The organism is Phyllobacterium bourgognense (assembly GCF_003337575.1).
Classification (GTDB): domain Bacteria; phylum Pseudomonadota; class Alphaproteobacteria; order Rhizobiales; family Rhizobiaceae; genus Phyllobacterium; species Phyllobacterium bourgognense.
Genome location: NZ_QPJM01000008.1, coordinates 1 through 22,127, shown reverse-complemented (window position 1 = coordinate 22,127; position 22,127 = coordinate 1). Strand labels below are relative to the sequence as shown.

Sequence of the window (22,127 nt, the reverse complement as noted above, 5' to 3'; positions counted from 1 at the left end):
CAGGATTCTTGATTACCAAAGTAGATATGTTGCATCCACATTCTCCCGAACGCCCTCCGGCGCTGCTCGGGCCCTGCTATTTGTAAACGGGATAATGTGACAGCATTTGCATAGCCCGGTCATTGGTCATTCGTTTGTTCCAATCCATGCTCTGGAATGATATATAATGTTTTACCCATCTTGTGTGCAGAGTCAACTATTTTGTATACAAGAATGGACGTATTGCATTTGACGAGGGATCATGACCGAAAACATCGTACAAAAACTGCGGGATGACATCGAAAACGGTATTCTCACCAATCAGTTCGCCCCAGGAGACAGACTGGATGAGATGCAGTTGGCGAAGCAATTCGGCGTGTCGCGAACGCCCGTCCGCGAAGCGTTGATGCAGCTCAGCGCCATCGGCCTGATCGAGATTCGTCCTCGGCGCGGTGCCGTCGTTGTCGAGCCCGGACCGCACCGGATCTATGAAATGTTCGAGGTGATGGCGGAATTGGAAGGAATGGCCGGGTCCCTCGCCGCACGCCGCCATACGGACGCGGACCGGACCGAACTGCTTGCCGCTCACGGCCGATGCGAACAATCCGCCAACGCCGATGATGCGGACGCCTATTACTATGACAATGAGCTGTTTCATCGGGCCATTTACATCGCGAGCCATAGCAGCTTTCTGATCGAGCAGTGTAGCGCGCTGCATCGCCGCCTGCGCCCTTATCGCCGCCTCCAGCTTCGGGTGCGCAATCGTATGAAAACGTCATACAGCGAGCATGCGGGAATCGTCGAAGCCATCCTTTCCGGAGAGGCGGAACGGGCCCGTACCCTGCTTAGGCAACATATCGCCGTGCAGGGTGATCGCTTCAGTGATTTGGTTGCAACGCTGGCGCAGCGCGAAGCGCGCGCAGGCTAGTGACAAGCGTTGGCCCCGGCCTCAAATCTATATTTTTCCACCAGGGGCAGGGCGTAACTCTCCACGACAAACATCTTCGGCTATCCTCGGAAAAGAGGACAGCCTACCAATCGCTGGATTTTACTGCGCCAGGCAAAATGCCGGCGGTAGATTTTGTCATCGCCCGCCCAGGGCGTTGGAACGCTCTTCATACCCAAACGCTGGAAATGTATGGTAACGGACTCTTCCATGCCGCTGACCGAAGGCTGCAGGTTGCGGAAGATTGATTTTGATTTCCCTAAAGGATGGAGTGGTCGACGATGACGACCGGCTTACCATGCGAGCACGCCTCTACCCGCGCCTCGACCCGGTAGATATCGCGCAGCATGGAACCGGTGATCACATCGCGGGTCAGGCCGCTGGCCACCATCGCGCCCTTGGCGATGACGATGGTGTTTTCGCAATAGCGCAGCGCGTGATTGAGGTCATGCAGGGCAATCAGCACCGACATACCGGACTTTCCGGCCAACGACCGCATGAAGCCCAGCACTTCGATCTGCCGAAAGAGGTCGAGCGCCGAGGTGGGCTCGTCCATCAGCAAGATTTCGGGCTTGCGGACAAGCGCCTGGGCAATCGAGACCAGCTGGCGCTGCCCGCCGGAAAGCTCGTCAAGGCCGCGAAAGGCAAGGTCGTCGATCCGCAGGGACTGCAGGACGCGGTCAATTTCCAGAAGCTCGCTATCGCGCACGTTCCAGCTTGAGCCTTGCTTGCTGGCGAGCAGCACGGATTCATAGACCGTCAGGACAGAATTGGCGCCAGTGTCCTGCGGCAGGTAGCAGATGGTTTCCGGACCTTTCAGTGTATCAGACAGGACAACCGTTCCCGGCCCTGAAGCGAGCCCGGCGATGCGCTTGAACAAGGTGGATTTGCCCGCGGCATTCGGACCGATGACGGCGGTGATAACGCCGCCATGCAGCACATCGGTATCGACGTCCGACAGCACGACGTGCTTACCGTATTTGGCGCCGACGCCCTTGAGTGTCAGACCTACCAAGCCCGCCTCCGATTGGTGAAAATCAGAATGAAGAAGAAGGGTACGCCTACCAGCGCGGTAATTACCCCGATCGGCAGGATGGCGCCAGGAATGAGTGTCTTTGACACGACAGATGTGGCCGACAGAAGCAACGCGCCACAAAGCACAGACGCCGGCAGGAAAAACCGCTGGTCTTCACCCACCAGCATACGGGCGATATGCGGGCCGACCAGGCCGACGAAACCAATGGTGCCAACAAAGGAGACCGGAATAGCTGCAAGCAGGCTAACTGTCATCATTGTCTTCAGCCGCAGTCCACGTACATCAATTCCAAGGCTTGCCGCCTTGTCTTCACCCAGCCGTAACGCGGTCAGCGCCCAAGCCTGCCGTGCAAATACTGGAAGAGCGAATAGAAGTACTGCGCCAGTAATATACACCTTCGGCCAGGTAGCTTTGGTGAGGCTGCCCATGGTCCAAAAAACGACCGCTGCCAGCGCCTGTTCCGAGGCGAGATATTCGAGGAGTGACAAAAGCGCATTGAAGGTGAAGACCAGTGCGATGCCGAGCAGCACGATGGTTTCGACCGTAACACCGCGCATGGTCGAGGCGAAGTGAATGAACAAAGCCGCTGCCATCGCCATTAGGAAGGCATTGATAGGGATCATGAACTGAACGGCCGTCGGAAAGAGCGCCACCCCGCCAACAAGTCCAAGCGCCGCGCCAAATCCGGCGGCAGCGGAAATACCAAGCGTAAAAGGGCTTGCCAGCGGATTGGCGAGAATAGTCTGCATCTGCGCGCCAGCAACCGACAGCGACGCGCCGACAGTCACGGCCATCAGTGCGATCGGCATCCGGATATCCCAGATGACGACGCGAAGCTGATCGCTGACCGAACCGGGATAGAACAGGCAGATCAGCACTTCTTTCAAACTGTAATTCGCCGGCCCCAGTGCCATGTCGATAGAGACGCTGAAGAATAGCGCCGCCACCATACCGCAGATTAGGACGATCCGGCGAAAAGCCAGGGCGCGGTATTGGGCTCCCCCTGTTGTCGTTTCGCGCTGTTCGGCGACAATGGCCATCGGTTATTCGCCGCTCAGGGAGACGAAATAGCCGGGCATGTAATCCAGCGGCAGGAAGCGCGCATGCAGCTCCTTGAAAGTGGCTTCCGGATCGAGATTTTTGAACAGTTCCGGATGCAGCCATTTGGCAATCTCCTGGATCGCCACGAACTGATACGGGTTATTGTAGAACTGGTGCCAGATGGCGTGGACATTGCCGTCCTTGACCGCCTTGACGCCGGTGAATGCCGGGCGCTTGGTCAGGTTCACAAGCTTGCGGTGTGCTTGCTTGAGATCAGCACCGTAGCCGACGCCGACCCAGTTGCCACCTGGAACATAACCCTGCCAATTGCCACCGGTGATTATGATCTGATCGGGATTGGAGGCGATAATCTGTTCCGGATTTACCGCACCAAACGTGCCAGGTATGATGTCCTTGGCCATATTCGTGCCGCCGGCAATTTCAACCATCTTGCCGAAATTCTCATTGCCGAACGACATGCAGCAATCGTCGGAAAAGCCTCCGGCGCGTTCGATGAAGACGACCGGTCGAACAAGGTCGGTCTTGGCAAGCACGTTCGTGACCTTGGCGATGCTGTCGGCGCGAAACTTGATGAAGTCCTCGGCCTTGGTTTCCTCACCAAGCAGCTTGCCCATGATTCGCATACTGGCTTCGGTGTTTTCCATCGGTTTTTCGCGGAAGTCGATATAGACGAGCGGGATACCGACCTTGCCGAGCTTTTCGATATAGCCGGACTCTTCGGTCGAGGTCTTTGCATCAAGGTTCATGATGATGACGTCGGGCTTCAGTGAAACCGCCTGTTCGATGTCGAAGGTGCCGTCCTTCATGCCACCGAAGGTCGGCAGTTTTGCGATGTCCGGATATTTGGCGAGGTAGGCAGCATAGCTTTCCGGATCGGCCTTCGACAAATCATCCCGCCAGCCCACGACGCGCTTGAAGGGCGCATCCCGGTCCAGCGCGGCGACAAAATAGATCTGCCTGCCTTCACCGAGAATGACATTCTCGACCGGGACGCTGACCGCAACGTCACGGCCGGTTATATCTTTAATAATGACCTTTTCACCGGCCAGCGCGGTGCTGGAAAACATCGCGCCGAAACCCACGACGATCAGGGCCGCCCTACCGATCATACCCATCATTTCCTACTCCACTCGAGAAACTGTGGGCTTGGTAGGTATCATGACATTGACAGTCAAGATTTATCTTTTAGAAGCTTTCCAGAAATTAAAAGGCAAACTGCAATGCAAGGCGGCCATCCATGACCGATAACCCCCGTCTCTCGAACTATGACCTGCGCGAGGAAATTAAAGCCTACTGGTCGGCGCGGGCGGCAACGTTCGATCAATCGCCTGGACACGAGATTTTCTCCGATGCAGAACGCGCCGCATGGCATCGGCTGGTCGTCAAGCATCTCGGCAGGGGCAATGGCCGCTCGGCGCTGGACCTTGCCAGCGGTACCGGCGTAGTCTCGCATCTGATGGACGATCTCGGCTTCAAGGTGACCGGATTAGATTGGGCCGAACCGATGTTGGAGCGCGCCCGCAACAAAGCGAAAATCCGCACCCGAAACATCACCTTCCGCATGGCCGACGCCGAGAACACCATGGAACCGGACGATCATTATGACGCGATCATTAACCGGCACCTGGTCTGGACGCTGGTGGATCCGGCAAGTGCCTTTGTAGAATGGCTGCGGGTTCTAAAACCCGGCGGCACACTGCTGGTGATCGACGGCGATTTCGTCAACACGACGATGTTTGAGCGAGCATTGATGACGCTCGCCGGATGGGGGCAGCGTTGCAGACTTTTGAAGAGGGACCCGCTGAATGCTCCGCCCGGCATGATGGAAACGCATCGCAACATCATTTCGAGGATCTATTTCTCAAACGGTGCACGCGCCGAAACTGTCGCCCGCCTGCTGGCTGCGGCCGGGTTCGAAAATATCGTCATAGATATCGATCTGAGCGAAATTCACCACACGCAGGCCAGGCACTGGAACATCCTTAAAGGGTTGGCCCGGGCCACCCAGCACCGATATGCCATTCGAGCGGACAAGCCATTCTAGGCGAATGCGAAGCATTGGTGCTCGAACAACGGCTGACGAAAGTCATTCAGAGCACCGCACTTGCAGGGGCACTTCGATAGCCTCGGTATGTGATCCCGAATCGCATAACGGCTCCTCTGGAACCGGATCCGCTTAGGATGTTGACGCCAGCTCTGAGAAACAGCCGTCACGACTCATCCGCTGCCCAGTATTGTCGCCTCGAACTTCGACTTCGGCTTCGGGATCCGGTATGTGCGATCGGAATTATGTTTGACGGGTATCGTGAGCATCCGGTTTGACTGAAACCGCGCTAATATCAGCTGTCGCTCTAAACTCTGTGAGCGGTTTTCGGTGTCGATGCACCAAGCCCGGGCACTGGTCGATTCCCACTTGACAACAATTGCCTGCCCGTATTTTAATCGTGCCTGCAGATTGTGCATAGCTTCTGCAATCACATGACTTTCGATGGTCGACGGGCAGTTTCGCCCCATGACGCCCCGTCTTGGACGGGAGCAAGCGTCGTGGGGTTTTTCGTATTGGCAGGTTAATGGACGCGGTGAGAATCGGCATTCTTTATTCGACTACGGGACCCTATGGCGCGATGGGGCGTGAATCCCGCGACGGTGCCGAATTTGCGATCGAAGAGTTGGGCGCTGGGCATGGCGATTCGATCCAGCCAATTTTCATCGATCCGCATGGCATAATCCCGGAATATCTCGAAGGCGCTCGTGCAATGCTGCGCGATTCCGGTTGCCGTCACATCGTTGGAACGATCACGTCTCTGGCGCGCAAGGAAGTCATTCCGCTTGTCGAAAAATATGATGGTCTGCTTTGGTATATGTGCCCCTATGAGGGCTTCGAAGCCAATGAGAACGTCATCTATACCGGCGCCTGTCCCAATCAGCATCTTATTCCCCTGTTCGAGTATCTCCTTCCCCGCTATGGCAAGCGGCCCTACCTCGTCGGCGCCAATTATGTCTGGGGTTGGGAGATGAATCGGCTCTCGCGTGAACTGATCAACGAGTCAGGGGGTGAAATTCTTGGCGAGCGCTATTTGCCGTTCGAAGAAACGGCGGTTGAACGCATCGTCAATGACATCGAACAGCGCAGGCCAAGTTTCGTCCTCAGTAATCTTATTGGTCCGGCAAGCTATGCTTTCCTGAAAGCTTTCAAGCAGCTTGGAGATCGCGACCCGGCCTTCAAGCCCGAGAACTGCCCCGTTGTCAGTTGCGATCTGACGGAATGCGAACTCGGCGAAGTCGGTCGCGGCGTTGCCACGGGACAATTGTCGGCAGCTTCGTACTTCGACAGCCTTAACTCGCCCGAAAATCTGGCGTTCAAGGCGCGCCTCGCAAAGCGCTTCGGGACGGAGCGGCGCATCTCCAATTTCTTTGCCAGCGCCTATTCGGCTGTAAAAATGTGCGGCGAGGCCATTCTGGCCGCAGGAACGGACGAGCCACGAATCGTTCGCCGCAGATTGTCGGGAGCACCTCTGTCGACAGTACATGGCACTATTCGCATCGATGGCGAAACCAATCATGCGGCGCTGCCATTTCATCTCGGCCGCATCACCGCCGATAATGGTTTCGAAATCATCGCCTCGCAGCCTGCAATCGCAGCTGACCCCTATCTGACCGGACGCCGGAGGCGCTCAGCACCGAAATTGCGGATCGTGTCATGAAGGAGACGCCGAACTTCACCGGTTGGCGGGTTACCGTCCTGCATCGTTCCGACGCCACGACGGAGCGGCTGACGCGTCAGTTGAAGCTGTTGGGTTTCCACGTGACAGTCCAATGGATACCGCTCGATGCCGACGAACTGCCAGACGTAATTCTGGTTGATGCCGATCAGGGATGGAACGATCTTCTGCCTTGGAGCGGCGCCGGTGCACCCCGGCCGGTTGTCGCATTGCTCGGATCGGAAGCGCCGGGCCGCATCGCCTGGGCGATGGAAAACGGTTCTTGCACGATCATATCCAAGCCGATTACTGCGTCTGCGATCTATCCTGCACTGGTTATGGCAGTGAGCATCCACAAGGAGCGTGAAGCGGTTCGCAACAGACTGTTGCACCTCGAAGAGCGTATTCGCCTGCGCCCATTGGTTCATGCCGCGGTACAGAAAATCATGGCGGCGCGCCAGATCGACGAAGAGCATGCCTACAGCATCTTGCGCAACTGCGCGATGCAGAAAAGGCTTCCGATGGAACAGGTCGCCGCCTCGATCGTCGGTGGCGCAGATCCCCTGCCGGAGGCCGGTTGATGCGGGTGCTGAAGGCCATGTTGCGCCAGCCGGCAGCGCTTTTCGGGCTCATCGTCGTTGTGGTGGTTGTGGCAATGGCAATCGCAGCGCCCCTTATCGCGCCCTATAGTCCTGACAATCAGATGTTCGACGGGCTGACGCTTGAAGGGGCTCCCATGCCGCCAAGCGACCAGTTTCTGCTTGGAACAGATACGTTGGGGCGCGATCTGTTTTCGCGGCTGCTTTTCGGTGCTCGCACTTCCTTGGTCATCGGTCTCGTCGCCAACGGAATCGCCGTCGCGATCGGATTGTTCATCGGCATTCTCTCCGGGTATTTGCGCGGCTTCGTTGGCGGGCTGCTCATGCGCTTCACAGATTTGATGATGGCGTTTCCTGCCCTTCTTCTCGCCATCGTACTCGCGGCACTGCTTCGACCCAGCCTGTGGATCGTCGCGATGGTTATTGCATTGGTGAATTGGGTGCAGGTGGCGCGCATCGTCTACACGGAAACACGAGGGCTGGTTGAACGGGATTTCATCCTTGCGGAACGTTCGCTCGGTGCTGGACATTTCCGTATTCTGTTCATGCACATTCTCCCGCATCTGATGCCGACAGCCATTGTCTGGGGAACACTCGGCATAGCGACAACGGTGCTTCTGGAAGCGACGTTGTCATTTCTTGGCATCGGGGTGCAGCCGCCGCAGCCGTCCTGGGGCAATATCATCTTCGAAAGCCAGAGCTATTTTCAAGCGGCACCCTGGCTCGTGTTCTTTCCTGGCGCAATCATCCTTTTGACGGCACTTTCATTCAATCTCGTCGGTGATGCGTTGCGCGACATTCTCGATCCGACGCAGCGCGGGCGTGGCTGATATGGCACTCCTTATCCTGCGCCGCCTCGTGCAAACCGCTCTGATCTTGCTTGGTGTGGCGGCAATCACCTTCCTGCTGCTTTATGCCCTGCCAGCTGACCCGGCACGCATGATTGCAGGCCGCAGTGCGACGGCGCAGACGGTTGCCAATATCCGCCGCGAACTTGGTCTCGACCAACCACTCCTTGTTCAGTTCTGGGCCTATCTGCAGGGTATCGTACAGGGCGATCTTGGCCGCTCCTATGCGCAAAAGACAGATGTAGGCTCGTTGATAGCGGCCCGTATCCCGGCCACACTTGTTTTGATGGCGGCGGGAATTCTGGTCGAAGTCTTGCTCGGTCTGACGTTTGGCATCATTGCGGCGCTGCGCCGGGGCGGAGCTGTCGACAGGGTTGTCATGATGGCGTCGTTTGTTGGTGTTTCCGCTCCCCAATTCGTTGTTGCCCTGCTTCTTCTTTATGTTTTCGCAGTGACACTTGGCTGGTTCCCGATGAGCGGTTTCGGCACGCCAGCCCATGTGGTTTTGCCGGCGGCGACACTCGGTATTCTTGGCGCGGGATGGTACGCCCGCATGGTGCGCTCGGCCATGATCGACGTTCTCAATCAGGATTACGTCAGGACCGCGCGGGCCAAAGGCCTGTCGTCGGCCCGTATCATCCTCCGGCACGCTCTTCCCAATGCGATGCTGCCCATCATTGCGATGATCGGAATCGATATCGGCCAGTTCATGGGCGGCGTTGTGGTTGTCGAGGCCGTTTACGGATGGCCCGGTATCGGTCAACTCGCCTGGCAGGCGATCCAGCAGGTCGACATCCCGATCATCATGGGCGTGACGCTCGTTTCGGCGCTCGCCATCGTTCTCGGCAATCTCGTGGCGGACATTATTGCACCGCTTATCGATCCGCGCATTCGTGCACGCTGAATTCCAACAACCAAAAAGGGGAACAAAATGTTCAAAAGCTGGCTTAGAAACACAACAATTGCGACGGTACTGGCACTCACGCCACTGCCTTCGTTTGCACAGGATACGCCGCAACAAGGCGGCGATATCATCGTTACCTATAAGGATGACATCGCCACCCTTGATCCAGCGATCGGTTACGACTGGGTCAACTGGTCGATGATCAAGAGCCTTTATTCCCGGCTGATGGATTATGAACCAGGGACGGCCAATCTGATTCCATCGCTCGCCGAGACCTTCGGGGTTTCGGATGACGGCCTCACTTACACGTTCAAGCTTCGCAAGGGTGTGAAATTTACAAACGGCCGCGAAGTCGTGGCCTCCGACGTGAAATATTCAATCGAGCGGGCTGTAAATCCAAAGACTCAAGGACCCGGCGCTGGTTTCTTCGGGTCGATCAAGGGGTATGAAGACGTCACAGGTGGCAAGACGACCACATTGGAAGGTATTGCGGCACCGGACGACTCGACTGTCATCTTCCACCTGTCCCGTCCTGACGCGACCTTCCTCCACGTCCTTGCAATCAATTTTGCTTCCGTCGTTCCGCACGAAGCAGTCGAGGCAGCGGGCGGCGATTTCGGCAAGAAACCTGTCGGCTCCGGCACCTTTGTTCTCAAGGATTGGACAATTGGTCAGCACCTCGTCTTTGAACGCAATCCGGAATATTTCGTCAAGGACATGCCGCACATCGACAAGTTTACGGTCGAAGTGGGTCAAGAGCCGCTTGTGGCACTGCTACGGCTGCAGAAGGGCGAAGTCGATATCGCCGGCGATGGCATACCTCCGGCAAAGTTTCTCGAGATCAAGAACTCTGCCGATGGTCCGAAGATGATCGTCGATGGCCAACAACTTCAAACCGGCTACATTACGTTGAACACGAAGGTAAAGCCCCTCGACAATCTTAAGGTTCGCCAAGCGCTCAACATGGCAATCAATAAGGATCGCATTACGCGTATCCTGAACGGCCGTGCGACGGCGGCGAACCAGCCGCTTCCGCCACTAATGCCGGGCTATGACAAGAGCTTTACCGGCTATGCCTATGACGTTGAAAAGGCCAAAGCGCTGCTGGCGGAGGCAGGGTTCCCAACCGGTTTCGAAACCGTGCTCTACTCCACCAACACAGATCCACAGCCGCGTATAGCGCAGGCGATTCAGCAGGATTTGGCGGCTGTCGGCGTGAAGGCGGAAGTTCGCGCGCTGGCGCAAGCGAACGTTATTGCTGCAGGCGGGACCGAGGGTGAAGCACCCATGATCTGGTCTGGCGGCATGGCCTGGATCGCAGACTTTCCGGACCCGTCGAATTTCTACGGACCAATCCTCGGCTGCTCCGGCGCTGTACCCGGTGGCTGGAATTGGTCCTGGTATTGCAATCAGGATATCGACAAGCGGGCGGTTGCTGCGGATTCGATGTCTGATCCGGCTAAGGTGGCCGAACGCTCAGCCACATGGGGCAAGATATTCACAGACATCATGGCCGATGCTCCATGGATTCCGCTTATCAACGAGCGGCGCGTCGTTGCCAAGTCGCTACGCATGGGCGGTGCCGACAATATCTATATCGATCCAACCCGCGTCATCAACTACGACGCCATCTACGTGAAGCAGTAATCGCCTTCGTGTGATCCCCGGGGCGTAAAAAGTCCCGGGGAATGATATTCAATTTTCTGGAGAGCTGCCCATGTGCGTTGCCTGCACCCACACCATCCATCGTGCGAGACATCATTTCGGCTGGAACCGCGACTTCGAGCCTGCTCTTGTCGCCAAGGCCGGCGAGACGATCCATTTCGAATGTCTGGACTCCTCCGGTGGACAACTCGGCAAGGGTGCGACGCTTGAAACCCTTTCCAATCTCGACTTCGGCAAGATCAACCCTGTTACGGGCCCAGTCTACGTGGAGGGTGCCAAACCCGGTGATGCGCTGAAGGTCACACTTCGCCGCTTCGTGCCTTCAGGCGTCGGCTGGACGGCTAATATTCCAGGATTCGGTCTGCTTGCGGATCAGTTTGCAGAACCGGCTTTGCATATGTGGACTTATGACCCGGTCGCCATGACACCTTCGCTTTATGGTCCGGGCGGACGCGTTCCCCTGAAGCCCTTTGCCGGTACAATCGGTGTTGCTCCTGCGGAACCGGGATTGCACTCGGTGGTGCCACCGCGGCAGGTCGGTGGCAATATGGATATCCGCGATCTGACGGCGGGCGTAACGCTTTATCTTCCGGTGGAAGTCGAAGGAGCGCTGTTTTCCATTGGCGACACACATGCGGCGCAGGGCGATGGCGAAGTTTGCGGAACGGCCATCGAAAGCCAGATGGAGGTCGAAGCCACTATCGAACTCGTTAAGGACGCCCGGCTGAAAAGTCCAAGGTTTACGACGACACAGCCGGTCACCCGCCATCTCGATGGTGCGGGCTATGAGGTGACGACAGGTGTTGGGCCTGATCTTATGACAGGCGCACGCGAAAGCCTTATGCGTATGATCGATCTGCTCGGGGTTGAGCACGGTATGAGCCCGATCGATGCCTACCTGCTCTGCTCGGTTTGTGGCGATCTGCGGATCAGCGAGATCGTTGACGCGCCCAACTGGGTGGTTTCGTTCTACTTCCCGAGGATCGTGTTCGCGTGAAATTGGTTGCACCAGCATCCGTGCCAGTCCTGTCAGTACGAGACCTGTGTGTGGACGCCCGCACGCCGGAAGGCAGGCGGCGTGTTCTCGAGGACGTTAGCTTTAATCTCAATCCCGGCGAGACTTTGTGTATCGCCGGGGAGTCGGGATCTGGTAAATCCGTAACGTCGCTGTCAATCATGCAACTATTACCCAAGGCATCGCTGCAGATTGCATCAGGCAGCATCCAGCTCGGCGATCGCGAGCTGACCAAGCTATCCGATCGTGCAATGCGGAGCGTACGCGGCGGCGATATAGCCATGGTTTTTCAGGAACCGATGACGTCGCTCAATCCTGTGCTTTCAATCGGAACACAACTCATCGAAGCGATCCGCGAGCATCAGGCGGCCGAAAGCGGCAAGGCTGAAGCGATAGCCCGGCAAATGCTCGACGCAGTCCACATCACCGAGCCCGGCCGCCGCCTGACGCAATATCCGCACGAACTCTCCGGTGGCATGCGCCAACGGGTCATGATAGCGATGGCTCTTTCGTGCAGACCGAAGGTCCTGATTGCCGACGAGCCGACGACAGCGCTTGATGTCACGGTACAGGCGCAGATCCTCAAACTGATGCGGGAATTGAAGCAGGAATTCGGGGCGTCGATCATCTTGATCACCCATGATATGGGCGTGGTCGCCGAGATGGCCGACCGTGTTGCGATCATGCAGAACGGGCGGATCATTGAACAAGGCAGTGCCATGACGGTCTTCGACCGTCCGACCAAGCTCTACACGCGACAGTTGCTTGCCGCCGTCCCTCGCCTTGGTGCCCATGCGGGGACGGACGGACCACCGCGCGTCGGTTCTGAAGTTGCGCGCGTGGAGGTGCCAGACCGTTCGCCAGTGCTCCTTGCGCGCAATCTCAACGTTACTTATGGAAGTCCGACGCGTTGGCTGTTCAAGGGCAAGCCACCTGTTTCCGCTGTTACAGATGTATCATTCGAGCTTCGTCCGGGCGAAACGCTCGGCCTTGTTGGTGAAAGCGGCTCGGGCAAATCGACGACCGGCAAGGCCGTGCTTGGCCTGATCCCATTCACGGGTGATGTGGTGATCGATGGAAAGAATATTGGCGGTCTGAGCGCACGCCAGATGCAGCCCATCCGACGCTCGGCGCAGATGATCTTTCAGGACCCTTATGCTTCGCTGGACCCGCGTATGGCTGTGGGCGCTGCGATAGCAGAACCACTGATCATTCACGGTCTCGCCGACAAGAGCGAGCGAGACGATCGTATCGCCGAACTGCTCCGCCGTGTCGGTCTGCAGGCTGACGCCGCCAGCCGCTATCCACACGAGTTTTCCGGAGGTCAGCGCCAGCGCATCTGCATTGCGCGCGCTCTTGCCTTGGAGCCAAAGCTCATCGTTGCAGACGAGAGCGTGGCAGCGCTCGATGTTTCGGTGCGGGCTCGCGTTCTCGATCTGATGCTCGAATTGCAGGAAACGATGGGGTTGGCCTACCTCTTCATCTCGCATGACATGGCCGTGATTGAGCGTATGTCGCATAATGTCGCCGTCATGAGAGCAGGCCGGATAGTCGAGATGGGCACGCGACGCGAGGTGTTCGAATCGCCAAAGGACGAATACACCCGCGCGCTGATGGCTGCCGTTCCCATTCCCGATCCGCGTGCCCGCCAGATAATCTGAATTGAACGATGCTGCTTGCGCGGTATTCCGATTAGTTGGCTATCGATTTCGTCACTCGACTTGAACGAGGTGTCCATTCGACACCTCACAATATTTGCGGACCGGCGGCAAATAGTCGACGGACCGAACAGGGTTTTTCAGTTCATCGGTCGCAACGTCGCGCTTGATCGCGCGGCGCGCGGGATCGGGCACGGGCACCGCAGCCATCAGCTTTTTCGTATAGTCGTGCTGGGGATTTTCGAACACCGCGGCGCGCGGGCCAATTTCAACGATTTCGCCAAGGTACATGACGGCGACCCGGTGGCTCACGCGCTCGACCACGGCCATATCGTGGGAAATGAACAGGAATGCCAGATTGAAGCTCTGTTGCAGATCAAGCAGCAGATTGACCACCTGCGCCTTGATAGAAACGTCGAGTGCCGAGACGGACTCGTCGGCAACGATGACCTTTGGATCAAGAGCGAGCGCACGCGCGATGGCGATACGTTGACGTTGGCCACCGGAGAACTCATGCGGATAGCGTTTCATCATATCCGCGGTCAAACCGACACGTTCGAGCAGGTCGACGGTTTTGTCCTGCGCTTGTTTCTTGGTTCCAAGCCTGTGGGCAATGAAGGGCTCGGCGATCGTTGCGCCGACACTCATGCGTGGATTGAGGCTGGCGAAAGGATCCTGGAAGATCATCTGGATGCTCTTGCGCATATTGCGCAGGCTCGCCTGGTCAAGAGTGAGTACATTGTAGCCATCGAGATAAACCTCGCCACTGTCGGGTTGCACAAGCCGGGTGATCGAGCGGCCGGTTGTGGATTTTCCGCAGCCGGACTCGCCGACGAGGGACAGGGTTTCACCCTGAAACAGATCGAAGGAGACGTTTTCCACTGCGTGGATGGCGCCGGACTTGCGCCCGAACAAGCCGGAGCGGATATCGAAGCGCGTGGTGAGGTTCTTGACTTCGAGGATGGGTGTTTTGCGCTTGTCGACTGTATCGGCGACTTCGGTCGGGACGGTGGATACGCCGGTGGTAACATCGACGATCGGAAACCGCAGCGGCCAACGGCTGTCCTTCATCGAACCCAATCGCGGCACAGCGGAAAGCAGGGCGCGGGTATACGGGTGTTTGCCGCGATGGAAGATATCATCGGTCGGGCCGCTCTCGACTGCCTCACCGCGATACATAACGATTGTGCGGTCGGAAATCTCCGCGACCACGCCCATATCATGGGTGATGAAGAGAACGGCCATGCCTTCCTCTTCCTGCAAAACCTTGATGAGATCGAGAATCTGGCCCTGAATTGTTACATCCAGTGCCGTTGTAGGCTCGTCGGCAATGAGAAGTTTTGGCCGGCTGGCGAGGGCCATGGCGATCATCACACGCTGGCGCATACCGCCGGAAAACTGGTGCGGATATTCGTCGAACCGTGATGAGGCGTTGGGGATGCGCACTTTTTCCAGGAGCCGTATCGTTTCGGCACGCGCGTCGGCCTGCGACAGATTGCTGTGGCAGGTCAAAGCTTCCGATATTTGCCGGCCGATGGTGAAGATGGGGTTGAGACTGGTCATCGGTTCCTGAAAGATCATCGACGCGTCATTGCCGCGTACATCGCGCATCTGCTTGTCCGTGAGCGACAGAAGATCCTTGCCGTTCAGCATGATCTTGCCATTGATGCGGCTCGTACCCTTGGCGAGGAGCCGCATGATGGAGAGTGAGGTGACGCTCTTGCCCGAACCGGATTCGCCAACGATGGCAACAGTCTCGCCGGGCATGACGTCAAACGACACGTTGCGCACCACGTTTTTCCAGTCACCATCAACGCTGAACGACGTGGACAGTCCTTCAACTGACAGGACAGGCTTGGGCCTGGCAATGTCGGTCGTATTTTCCGGCACGGTGGCTGCTAAAGTGTTCGTCATCGTCGGCTACCGTCCTACTGCATAGGCTTGCATCAATCTGGGTGTAGCTGCAGCGCGTAATAAACCGTCTGCATCGCGCTTGGCGGCGGTCATACGCCCCACCGTCCAGGGATCGGCCACAGTGATTTCGTGACCCTTCCGGCGCAGTGCGTCGAGTACCTCCGCTCCGACACCGGCCTCAACGGTGATGTTGCCCGGCTGACTGGTGCGGGGATAAAAGCTGCTGGGAAAATGTGTCGTATGGAACAGCGGCTGGTCGATCGCCGCCTGAAGATTCATTCCGTGGTGGACATGGCGCAGGAAGAACGGAAGCTGCCATTGATCCTGCTGGTCGCCGCCGGGCGTGCCAAATGCCATGGCTGGTCGGCCCTCAAAGAGCGCAATCGTCGGGGTGAGGGTGGTGCGCGGCCGCTTGCCCGGAGCAAGCGACGTCGGCAGACCCTCGCTCAGCCAAAACATCTGGGCGCGGGAGTTGAGGCAGAAGCCGAGGCCGGGAATAGTGGGCGACGACTGCAACCAGCCGCCGGACGGCGTTACCGACACCATGTTCCCCTCGCGGTCGATGACATCGATATGGACCGTATCGCCCCGCTTTTCCGATAGATGTGCCATCGTCGGCTCGTAGACGGGACCTTTCGTCGAACTCATGCCACCCAGCATGGCCATCGTCAGATCATATTGCGTTTCGAAGCCCGCGATTGTGCCAGGCCGAAGCTCGATTGAAGCCTCAGCGGATATCAGCTTTCGGCGCTCATCGTTGTAAGTGTCGGACAGGAGGTGCCGCATCGGAACCTCACAGAAAGCCGGGTCGCCGTAGTAGACTTCCCGGTCGGCATATCCCAGCTTCATGGCTTCTGTCACCGTATGGATGAAGTCGGCGCCGTTCGGATCCATGGACGCGAGATCGAAACCCTTCAGAAGGGCGAGCGACTGCAGGAGTACAGGACCCTGGCCCCAGGGGCCTGTCTTGGCAATATTCCAGCCGTGATAGTCGTAAGTCTGAGGCTCTTCGACGGTAGCTTTCCAGTTCGCCATGTCATCGGCCATGAGCACGGCTTTGTGCCGATTGCCGCTTGCATCCATGACCTCGGCGTTTTTCAGGTAATCGGCAATCTTTTCGGCAACGAAACCGCGATAGAAGGCATTGCGCGCCGCGTCGATCTGGTCTTCGCGATTTTTCCTGGTTTCGGCTTCGGCAATGATGCGCTTCCAGGTTTCGGCAAGGACCGGATTCCTGAAATTGGAACAAGGCTCGGGTGCACTGCCGCCAGGCAACCAGGTTTCAAAGGATGTCGGCCACTCCCTGCGAAAGAACTCGCCCAATCCATCGATGGTGGCCGCCACACGCGGAAGAACGGGGTGACCGTTTGCGGCATAGTAGATAGCCGGCTCAAGAACATCGCGGACGGAAAGCGTGCCATAGTCGCGAAGCATGAGCATCCAGCCGTCGAATGATCCGGGAATAACAGTGGCCAGCAGGCCATCACCGGGGATGAGGTCAAGTCCTTCACCCTTGTAGTGGTCGATGGTAGCACCCGCGGGGGCCGGTCCCTGCGCGCAAATGACCTCGACCTTGTCCTTTTTCTTCGAATAGATGATGGCCGGCATGTCGCCACCGGGACCATTCAAATGTGGTTCGACGATCTGGAGTGCGAAACCTGTTGCAACGGCAGCGTCGAATGCGTTGCCGCCCTTTTCCAGAATGCTCATGCCGACGGCGGAAGCGATCCAGTGCGTTGAGGTGACGACGCCGAATGTCCCCAGGATTTCGGGCCGAGTCGTAAATGCGGTCATAGGAAGTTTCCTTTTTGAATATTCATGCTTCGCGCGGATCGAGGGCGTCGCGCAAACCGTCACCAAGAAGATTGAAGCCGATAACGACCAGGAAGATTGCCGCACCCGGCCACATTGCCATCCATGGGGCTTGCGACAGGAAGTTTTTGGCCACGTTGAGCATCGAGCCCCAGCTCGGAGCAGGGGGTTGTTGCCCCAGGCCTAGAAACGACAGGCTGGCCTCGGCGATGATTGCGGTCGCGATTGTCAGGCTTGCCTGAACCAGAAGCGGCGAGAAGACATTCGGCAGGATGTAGCGTGTAATGATCTGGTAGTGACCGAGACCGATGGACCGGGCGCCCTCCACATAATCTTCTGTCTTCACGCTGAGGACCTGACCGCGGGTCAAACGCACGAAAAGCGGCATCGCCGACAGACCGATTGCAATCATCGCATTGAACAGGCTTGGCCCAAGAAAGGCAGCGAGCGCGATCGCCATAATGAGAAATGGCATAGCGAGGAAGGCCTCGGTGACGCGGGAAATGATCATATCGACCCACCCACCGAAATAGCCGGACATCAGGCCGAGAGGAACGCCAATGGCCACTGCGATACCGACCGAAAAGACGCCTGCCATCAGCGATGCCCGGGCACCCCAGATCATGCGGGAGAGAATGTCGCGGCCGATGTCATCCGTCCCCAGCCAATGTGCCGCCGATGGCGCCTTGCGGATTGCCGACCAGCTTGTGGCCATGGGATCGGCGATAGGCAGCAGCGGCGCAATGACGGCAAGAGTCACGAAAAAGACAATGATGACCAGCCCCACAACGGCACTTTTGTTGGCCTTGAGCTTTCTCCAGGCGCGATTGCCGGAACGCATGTGCTTGGGGGCTGTCTGCAGGGTTTGTTGCAGCATCGTCATAGCGCAGCCCTCATTCTGGGATTGAGCAGGACGTAGAGCACATCAGCGACGAGGTTCATCAGGATGAAGCCGATCGCCGTACACAGAACAACGCCCTGGACCACCGCATAATCGCGGTTGAAAACAGCATCGACGATGAGCTTGCCAAAGCCGGGAATGGTGAAAATTTGCTCCGTAAGGACCGCGCCTGCAAGCAGCTCTCCGAAGAGGAGGGCGGTGAGCGTGACGATCGGCAGAAGCGCATTGCGAAAACTGTGCTGCAGAATGACCGCCTGTTCGGAAACGCCCTTGGCTCTCGCCGTGCGAATGTAGTCGGAGCGCAACACGCTGAGCATGGATGACCGCGTGTGCCGCATCAGGGTGGCGGCAAGCGCCAGCCCTAGAACGAAGGCAGGCATGATCATTGTCTGCAGGGATCGTACGGGATCGCTGAAAAACGGCTCATAACCCGAGGCAGGAAGCCAGCCAAGTTTAACCGAGACAAGTAGGATGAGCATGATCCCCATCCAGAAATTCGGCACCGATAGACCTGATAGCGCAACGATATTGGCGACATAGTCGATCCAGGTGTTTTTCTTCACCGCCGCCAGGATGCCGATGGGAACGCCGATGGCGAGCGCGAATATCATTGCCATGATCGCAAGCTGGATCGTGACCGGGAGCTTTTCCGCAATCAATGAAAGCACCGGCTGGTTGGTCCGCAGCGAAATGCCGAAATCACCCTGGACCACTGCGCCAATCCAATAGAAATACTGATAGACCACTGGATCGTTCAGACGATACTTGTCACGCAGGAATTCGATCACCTGCGGGTCCCGCTCCTCACCCGCCATTGCCAGAATTGGATCGCCTGGCAGAAGCTTTTGCAGGGAGAACGCAAAGATCGATATGATGATCAAGGTCGGTATGGCGAGCAACAGCCGCTTTCCGATGTAGGTGTACATGGCTTGCAATCCTGAGGTGTTGATCGGCATTCCAGCGCGGCTGCAATTACGGCAGCCGCGCTATACCGATTTGACTAGCCGCTCTTCTTCACGCCCTGCAGACGGATCATTCCGTCCGGATAGGGGACAAAGCCTGTTACGCCCTTCTTGAACGCCCAGATGTAGGACTGATGGCCAAGATAGATGACCGGCATATCGTCGTTCAGGATCTTTGCAGCCGCGTCGTACTTTTGCTTGCGCACCGCATTGTCAGTCGATTTGCGGGCATCGTTGAGAAGAGCGTCTACTTCCGGATTGCAGTATTTTACATCGTTGATGCCGCCCTTGCAGGTGACGAACTGATGCAGGTTGCCGTCCGGATCGACACGGCCGGACCAGTCGGAACGGCTGAGCTGGTAGTTACCTGCGGTCTGCTCCGACAATAGCGTTGCGAATTCCGTTGCCTTCAGCGTGACATTGAAACCGGCTTCCGCGACCATCGACTGGATAATCTGCATCATCTGCATCGCAACCGGGTTGTTGGGTACCTGAAGCTCGATATCGAGTTTCTCGTGCCCGGCTTCCTTCATCAAGGCCTTGGCTTTTTCAACATCGCGAGCCGGCACAGGTATATCCTTGTCGAACCAGGGGCTGTTAGGAGCATAGGGCTGGTTGCCGGCGACAGACGTCCCTTCATAGACGACCTGGTTGACGGCCTCACGATCGATGGCGAGCGAAAATGCCTGCCGCAGCCTCTTGTCCTTGCCGAAGGGATTATCGGCACGCGGACCATTGGCAATATTGGCGTAAAGAGCCATGTAGCCGATGTTGATCGTATCGGCATAATTCAGGCTGGAATCGCTCTTGACCGCATCCAGATCACTTGCGGCCAGCCGTTCCAGCATGTCCAGATCACCCGACTGGAGGTTGGCGAGGCGAACAGTCGTATCGGGAATTGGCAGGAAGGTTAACTTGTCGATGAAGATGTTGGCGGCGTTCCAGTATTGCGGGAACTTCTCTAGAACGATGCGATCCTGCTGGACGCGTTCGACGAACTTGAACGGCCCGGAACATATCGGCTTGTTGCCGAAATTCGCACCCATTTCCGCGGCGGCTTTTGGCGAAACCATCATGCCGGCGCGATCGGAAAGCTGGGCGAGCAGCGTCACGTCCGGACTGTTCAGCGTGAACCTGACCTGATAATCACCGATCGCCTCGACCGTCTTGACGGAGGTGAGTTCGCTCTTGCGCCGGGATTCCGGCAGTGTTTTCGAACGTTCGATATTGGCAACGACAGCTGCCGCGTTGAACGGCGTGCCGTCATGGAATGTCACGCCCTGGCGAAGGTCCATGACAAGTTCCGTACCGTCTTCCGACCATTTCCAGTCAGTCGCAAGCTGCGGCACGATATCGAGCTTCTGGTTGACATCGACGAGCTTGTCGCACAGCGCCGTGTATACGATGCGGCCAACAAAGGTTCTTGACTGAGCCGGGTCAAGGACATCGGCATCATCCTGGAGACCGATTTTCAACTCGGTAGCAAAGGCTGGAAACGCCAAAATCGCTCCCACCACAAGCGTCGCAATAAATCTCGCCGTTTTCATACGTTAAACTCCTCATTGTGAGCGGTTGCATGCGCTCGGTTGTTCCATATTGAATGCCGATTGTTTTCTCGGTCTTTTGGTGACGGCGCCGTTGAAAGCGCGTTCCTATGATGCGTCGCTCAGAACACCCTTTCCGGCGGTGTCCATTGACGTCTGGCGGATCAACCGTTCTTGCAGCATCAGAAGATGCTGACGCATGGCTTCGCCGGCTTTTGCTGGATCATGTGCAGCGATTGCATCGATGAGCGTTGCGTGTTGAGCGTGAGAGACCGACAGGGTGTCGTTGGCGCTGCGCGCTTTTTCGCGAATAAGCCGCCAGGCCTCGTCCTGGCGAACTTTGTTGATCACATCGAAGATCGTCAGAAAGAACTGGTTGCCGGCACTCTGGGCGATTTGCCGATGCAGGGCGCCGTCCCACAGCTCACGCGAATCGGAGTCATCGCTTTCGCGTATCTTCAGCGCGAGTTCCCGCATGCGGGTTATCTCATCCTTCTTGGCGCGCATTGCTGCAAGTTGTGCCAGCTGCGGCTCTATCCTGAGGCGGACCTCCATGATTTCCATGAAATTGGTACCGGCAACGATAGTTTCGACGTGATTGGCCCAGTCATCCTGCTCGCGGCCGGCATAGGTGCCTGAGCCTTGGCGACGCCAGATTTGACCCTCGGCTGCCAATACTTCCAGCGCACGCCGTATAGAACGGCGGCTCACTCTGAACATGAGCGCCAGCGCCCGTTCGGTGGGTAATTTTCCATCACTATCGAGTTGATCAGACGCCAAGAGACCGCGCAGGCGCTCGAGCGCATAGTTTGAATTTTCCTGGGACTGATTAGTTGCCATGCGGGTAATGGTTCGAACCAATTGTGATATTGGTTCAGTCGAAGTCATTTTTAGAGCTGCGTCAAGGTATTTTTTGAGCATATTCGATTTTGCTCAATTTCTGTGCAGTCGATCATTCCGGTGGCGACCGTCCCTTGTGCTGGCGCCGGTCCAGGCAGAAGCCTGAGTGGGCCACGCACCAGCAAGAATGAACGCGCTAGCGGTGTTGGTAGCGACCATGCTGTTTCGGGGGACGAGGAAGTTACGATGAGGCTACGAGTACCGGTACCAAGGGTCGTTATAATAGCGGTGGTTATCCTGATGCAAACCGTACGAATGGAATGGGCGGACAGGGAACTAGATCTGCACCGGTTCTGCTCGATCTGTCTGGCAACGGTTTAGATGTCGATACCGTGTCGGCATCTTCGCACTTTGTCGATTTTGACGGCGATGGCTATCTGCATCACACGTCCGGCTGTTAAGGTGGACTTGTTGCGCTCATCCGCGACAAGTAAAGGCTCGCGATCCCCTTCGCCAACTCATCGAAATCAAACGCCCTTTCTGGCGACTGTACGATGTCCAGCCGCAAACAAGATCATAAAATCTCGAAAGTGCAGCGGTTCGATATGGGAGGGACTATACCAGAGGGGAGTCCGCTATTGGCGCAAAGCATGTGTAATCGGGCGGTCCCCCCAGGGACGAGCTCCCACTACTATCCCGGCTTGACCGAGATGAAGGGAGATGACGATGTTTTATGCTGCT

Annotated in this window: 18 protein-coding genes; 9 read left to right on the top strand and 9 right to left on the bottom strand. The window is 57.2% G+C overall.

Annotated elements, in window-relative coordinates; all coding sequences use genetic code 11:
* Positions 1 to 241 precede the first annotated feature (241 nt).
* Entirely contained in the window at positions 242 to 907 is a 666-nt protein-coding gene (locus C7476_RS14820) for a GntR family transcriptional regulator (RefSeq protein WP_114430694.1), read from the top strand.
* Positions 908 to 1,184: 277 nt separating this feature from the next.
* Here the strand turns inward: C7476_RS14820 and C7476_RS14810 are convergent, their stop codons facing one another.
* The 3 genes from C7476_RS14810 to C7476_RS14800 are packed head-to-tail and all read right to left on the bottom strand — an operon-like array spanning position 1,185 to position 4,132.
* Positions 1,185 to 1,940 (bottom strand): ABC transporter ATP-binding protein, encoded by a 756-nt coding sequence (locus C7476_RS14810; protein ID WP_114430692.1) that lies wholly within the window; start codon positions 1,938 to 1,940, stop codon positions 1,185 to 1,187.
* Positions 1,934 to 3,001 (bottom strand): FecCD family ABC transporter permease, encoded by a 1,068-nt coding sequence (locus tag C7476_RS14805; protein ID WP_114430691.1) that lies wholly within the window; start codon positions 2,999 to 3,001, stop codon positions 1,934 to 1,936. Before C7476_RS14805 ends, C7476_RS14810 begins: the two co-directional genes overlap by 7 nt.
* A gap of 3 nt (positions 3,002 to 3,004) precedes the next feature.
* A complete protein-coding gene (locus C7476_RS14800) occupies positions 3,005 to 4,132 on the bottom strand; it encodes an ABC transporter substrate-binding protein (RefSeq protein WP_425373992.1) in 1,128 nt (375 codons plus the stop codon).
* A gap of 128 nt (positions 4,133 to 4,260) precedes the next feature.
* On the opposite strand from C7476_RS14800, the gene C7476_RS14795 reads away from it, so the two are divergent.
* The 8 genes from C7476_RS14795 to C7476_RS14755 all read left to right on the top strand — a co-directional run bounded on the left by C7476_RS14795 (position 4,261) and on the right by C7476_RS14755 (position 13,416).
* On the top strand, positions 4,261 to 5,067 hold the full coding sequence (locus C7476_RS14795; RefSeq protein WP_114430690.1) for a class I SAM-dependent methyltransferase: 807 nt from the start codon (positions 4,261 to 4,263) through the stop codon (positions 5,065 to 5,067).
* A gap of 526 nt (positions 5,068 to 5,593) precedes the next feature.
* Positions 5,594 to 6,727, top strand: coding sequence for a transporter substrate-binding domain-containing protein (locus C7476_RS14785; RefSeq protein WP_114430688.1), 1,134 nt, complete (start codon positions 5,594 to 5,596; stop codon positions 6,725 to 6,727).
* Positions 6,724 to 7,305 carry an ANTAR domain-containing response regulator gene (locus C7476_RS14780; RefSeq protein ID WP_114430687.1) on the top strand — a complete coding sequence of 194 codons (582 nt, stop codon included), beginning with the start codon at positions 6,724 to 6,726 and terminating at the stop codon, positions 7,303 to 7,305. The genes C7476_RS14785 and C7476_RS14780 overlap by 4 nt, the downstream gene beginning before the upstream one ends.
* Entirely contained in the window at positions 7,305 to 8,153 is an 849-nt protein-coding gene (locus C7476_RS14775) for an ABC transporter permease (RefSeq protein WP_114430686.1), read from the top strand. Before C7476_RS14780 ends, C7476_RS14775 begins: the two co-directional genes overlap by 1 nt.
* 1 nt (position 8,154) lies before the next feature.
* Positions 8,155 to 9,075 (top strand): ABC transporter permease, encoded by a 921-nt coding sequence (locus C7476_RS14770; protein ID WP_114430685.1) that lies wholly within the window; start codon positions 8,155 to 8,157, stop codon positions 9,073 to 9,075.
* 27 nt (positions 9,076 to 9,102) lie between these two features.
* Positions 9,103 to 10,722 (top strand): ABC transporter substrate-binding protein, encoded by a 1,620-nt coding sequence (locus tag C7476_RS14765; RefSeq protein WP_114430684.1) that lies wholly within the window; start codon positions 9,103 to 9,105, stop codon positions 10,720 to 10,722.
* Between the two features lie 70 nt (positions 10,723 to 10,792).
* On the top strand, positions 10,793 to 11,737 hold the full coding sequence (locus C7476_RS14760; RefSeq protein ID WP_114430683.1) for an acetamidase/formamidase family protein: 945 nt from the start codon (positions 10,793 to 10,795) through the stop codon (positions 11,735 to 11,737).
* The gene (locus C7476_RS14755; RefSeq protein WP_114430682.1) at positions 11,734 to 13,416 is read left to right on the top strand and encodes an ABC transporter ATP-binding protein; all 1,683 of its coding nucleotides are present in this window, start codon (positions 11,734 to 11,736) and stop codon (positions 13,414 to 13,416) included. The genes C7476_RS14760 and C7476_RS14755 overlap by 4 nt, the downstream gene beginning before the upstream one ends.
* A 51-nt stretch (positions 13,417 to 13,467) precedes the next feature.
* Here the strand turns inward: C7476_RS14755 and C7476_RS14750 are convergent, their stop codons facing one another.
* The 6 genes from C7476_RS14750 to C7476_RS14725 all read right to left on the bottom strand — a co-directional run bounded on the left by C7476_RS14750 (position 13,468) and on the right by C7476_RS14725 (position 21,386).
* Positions 13,468 to 15,327: an ABC transporter ATP-binding protein gene (locus C7476_RS14750; RefSeq protein WP_114430681.1), complete on the bottom strand. Its 1,860-nt coding sequence runs from the start codon at positions 15,325 to 15,327 to the stop codon at positions 13,468 to 13,470.
* A 6-nt stretch (positions 15,328 to 15,333) separates the two neighbouring features.
* Positions 15,334 to 17,121, bottom strand: coding sequence for a gamma-glutamyltransferase family protein (locus tag C7476_RS14745; RefSeq protein WP_114430680.1), 1,788 nt, complete (start codon positions 17,119 to 17,121; stop codon positions 15,334 to 15,336).
* Between the two features lie 22 nt (positions 17,122 to 17,143).
* Positions 17,144 to 18,022: an ABC transporter permease gene (locus C7476_RS14740; protein WP_114430679.1), complete on the bottom strand. Its 879-nt coding sequence runs from the start codon at positions 18,020 to 18,022 to the stop codon at positions 17,144 to 17,146.
* Positions 18,019 to 18,966 carry an ABC transporter permease gene (locus tag C7476_RS14735; RefSeq protein WP_114430678.1) on the bottom strand — a complete coding sequence of 316 codons (948 nt, stop codon included), beginning with the start codon at positions 18,964 to 18,966 and terminating at the stop codon, positions 18,019 to 18,021. The genes C7476_RS14740 and C7476_RS14735 overlap by 4 nt, the downstream gene beginning before the upstream one ends.
* A gap of 74 nt (positions 18,967 to 19,040) precedes the next feature.
* The gene (locus C7476_RS14730; protein ID WP_114430677.1) at positions 19,041 to 20,549 is read right to left on the bottom strand and encodes an ABC transporter substrate-binding protein; all 1,509 of its coding nucleotides are present in this window, start codon (positions 20,547 to 20,549) and stop codon (positions 19,041 to 19,043) included.
* Positions 20,550 to 20,654: 105 nt separating this feature from the next.
* Entirely contained in the window at positions 20,655 to 21,386 is a 732-nt protein-coding gene (locus tag C7476_RS14725) for a FadR/GntR family transcriptional regulator (protein ID WP_114430855.1), read from the bottom strand.
* Positions 21,387 to 22,127: the final 741 nt, after the last annotated feature.

Bases quoted from the DNA above. Each gene is read 5' to 3' on its own strand.
- C7476_RS14820 (WP_114430694.1), top strand. From the start codon at position 242: ATGACCGAAAACATCGTACAAAAACTGCGGGATGACATCGAAAACGGT.
- C7476_RS14805 (WP_114430691.1), bottom strand. From the start codon at position 3,001: ATGGCCATTGTCGCCGAACAGCGCGAAACGACAACAGGGGGAGCCCAA.
- C7476_RS14800 (WP_425373992.1), bottom strand. From the start codon at position 4,132: ATGATCGGTAGGGCGGCCCTGATCGTCGTGGGTTTCGGCGCGATGTTT.
- C7476_RS14795 (WP_114430690.1), top strand. From the start codon at position 4,261: ATGACCGATAACCCCCGTCTCTCGAACTATGACCTGCGCGAGGAAATT.
- C7476_RS14785 (WP_114430688.1), top strand. From the start codon at position 5,594: ATGGACGCGGTGAGAATCGGCATTCTTTATTCGACTACGGGACCCTAT.
- C7476_RS14780 (WP_114430687.1), top strand. From the start codon at position 6,724: ATGAAGGAGACGCCGAACTTCACCGGTTGGCGGGTTACCGTCCTGCAT.
- C7476_RS14775 (WP_114430686.1), top strand. From the start codon at position 7,305: ATGCGGGTGCTGAAGGCCATGTTGCGCCAGCCGGCAGCGCTTTTCGGG.
- C7476_RS14770 (WP_114430685.1), top strand. From the start codon at position 8,155: ATGGCACTCCTTATCCTGCGCCGCCTCGTGCAAACCGCTCTGATCTTG.
- C7476_RS14765 (WP_114430684.1), top strand. From the start codon at position 9,103: ATGTTCAAAAGCTGGCTTAGAAACACAACAATTGCGACGGTACTGGCA.
- C7476_RS14760 (WP_114430683.1), top strand. From the start codon at position 10,793: ATGTGCGTTGCCTGCACCCACACCATCCATCGTGCGAGACATCATTTC.
- C7476_RS14750 (WP_114430681.1), bottom strand. From the start codon at position 15,327: ATGACGAACACTTTAGCAGCCACCGTGCCGGAAAATACGACCGACATT.
- C7476_RS14745 (WP_114430680.1), bottom strand. From the start codon at position 17,121: ATGACCGCATTTACGACTCGGCCCGAAATCCTGGGGACATTCGGCGTC.
- C7476_RS14740 (WP_114430679.1), bottom strand. From the start codon at position 18,022: ATGACGATGCTGCAACAAACCCTGCAGACAGCCCCCAAGCACATGCGT.
- C7476_RS14735 (WP_114430678.1), bottom strand. From the start codon at position 18,966: ATGTACACCTACATCGGAAAGCGGCTGTTGCTCGCCATACCGACCTTG.
- C7476_RS14730 (WP_114430677.1), bottom strand. From the start codon at position 20,549: ATGAAAACGGCGAGATTTATTGCGACGCTTGTGGTGGGAGCGATTTTG.
- C7476_RS14725 (WP_114430855.1), bottom strand. From the start codon at position 21,386: ATGGCAACTAATCAGTCCCAGGAAAATTCAAACTATGCGCTCGAGCGC.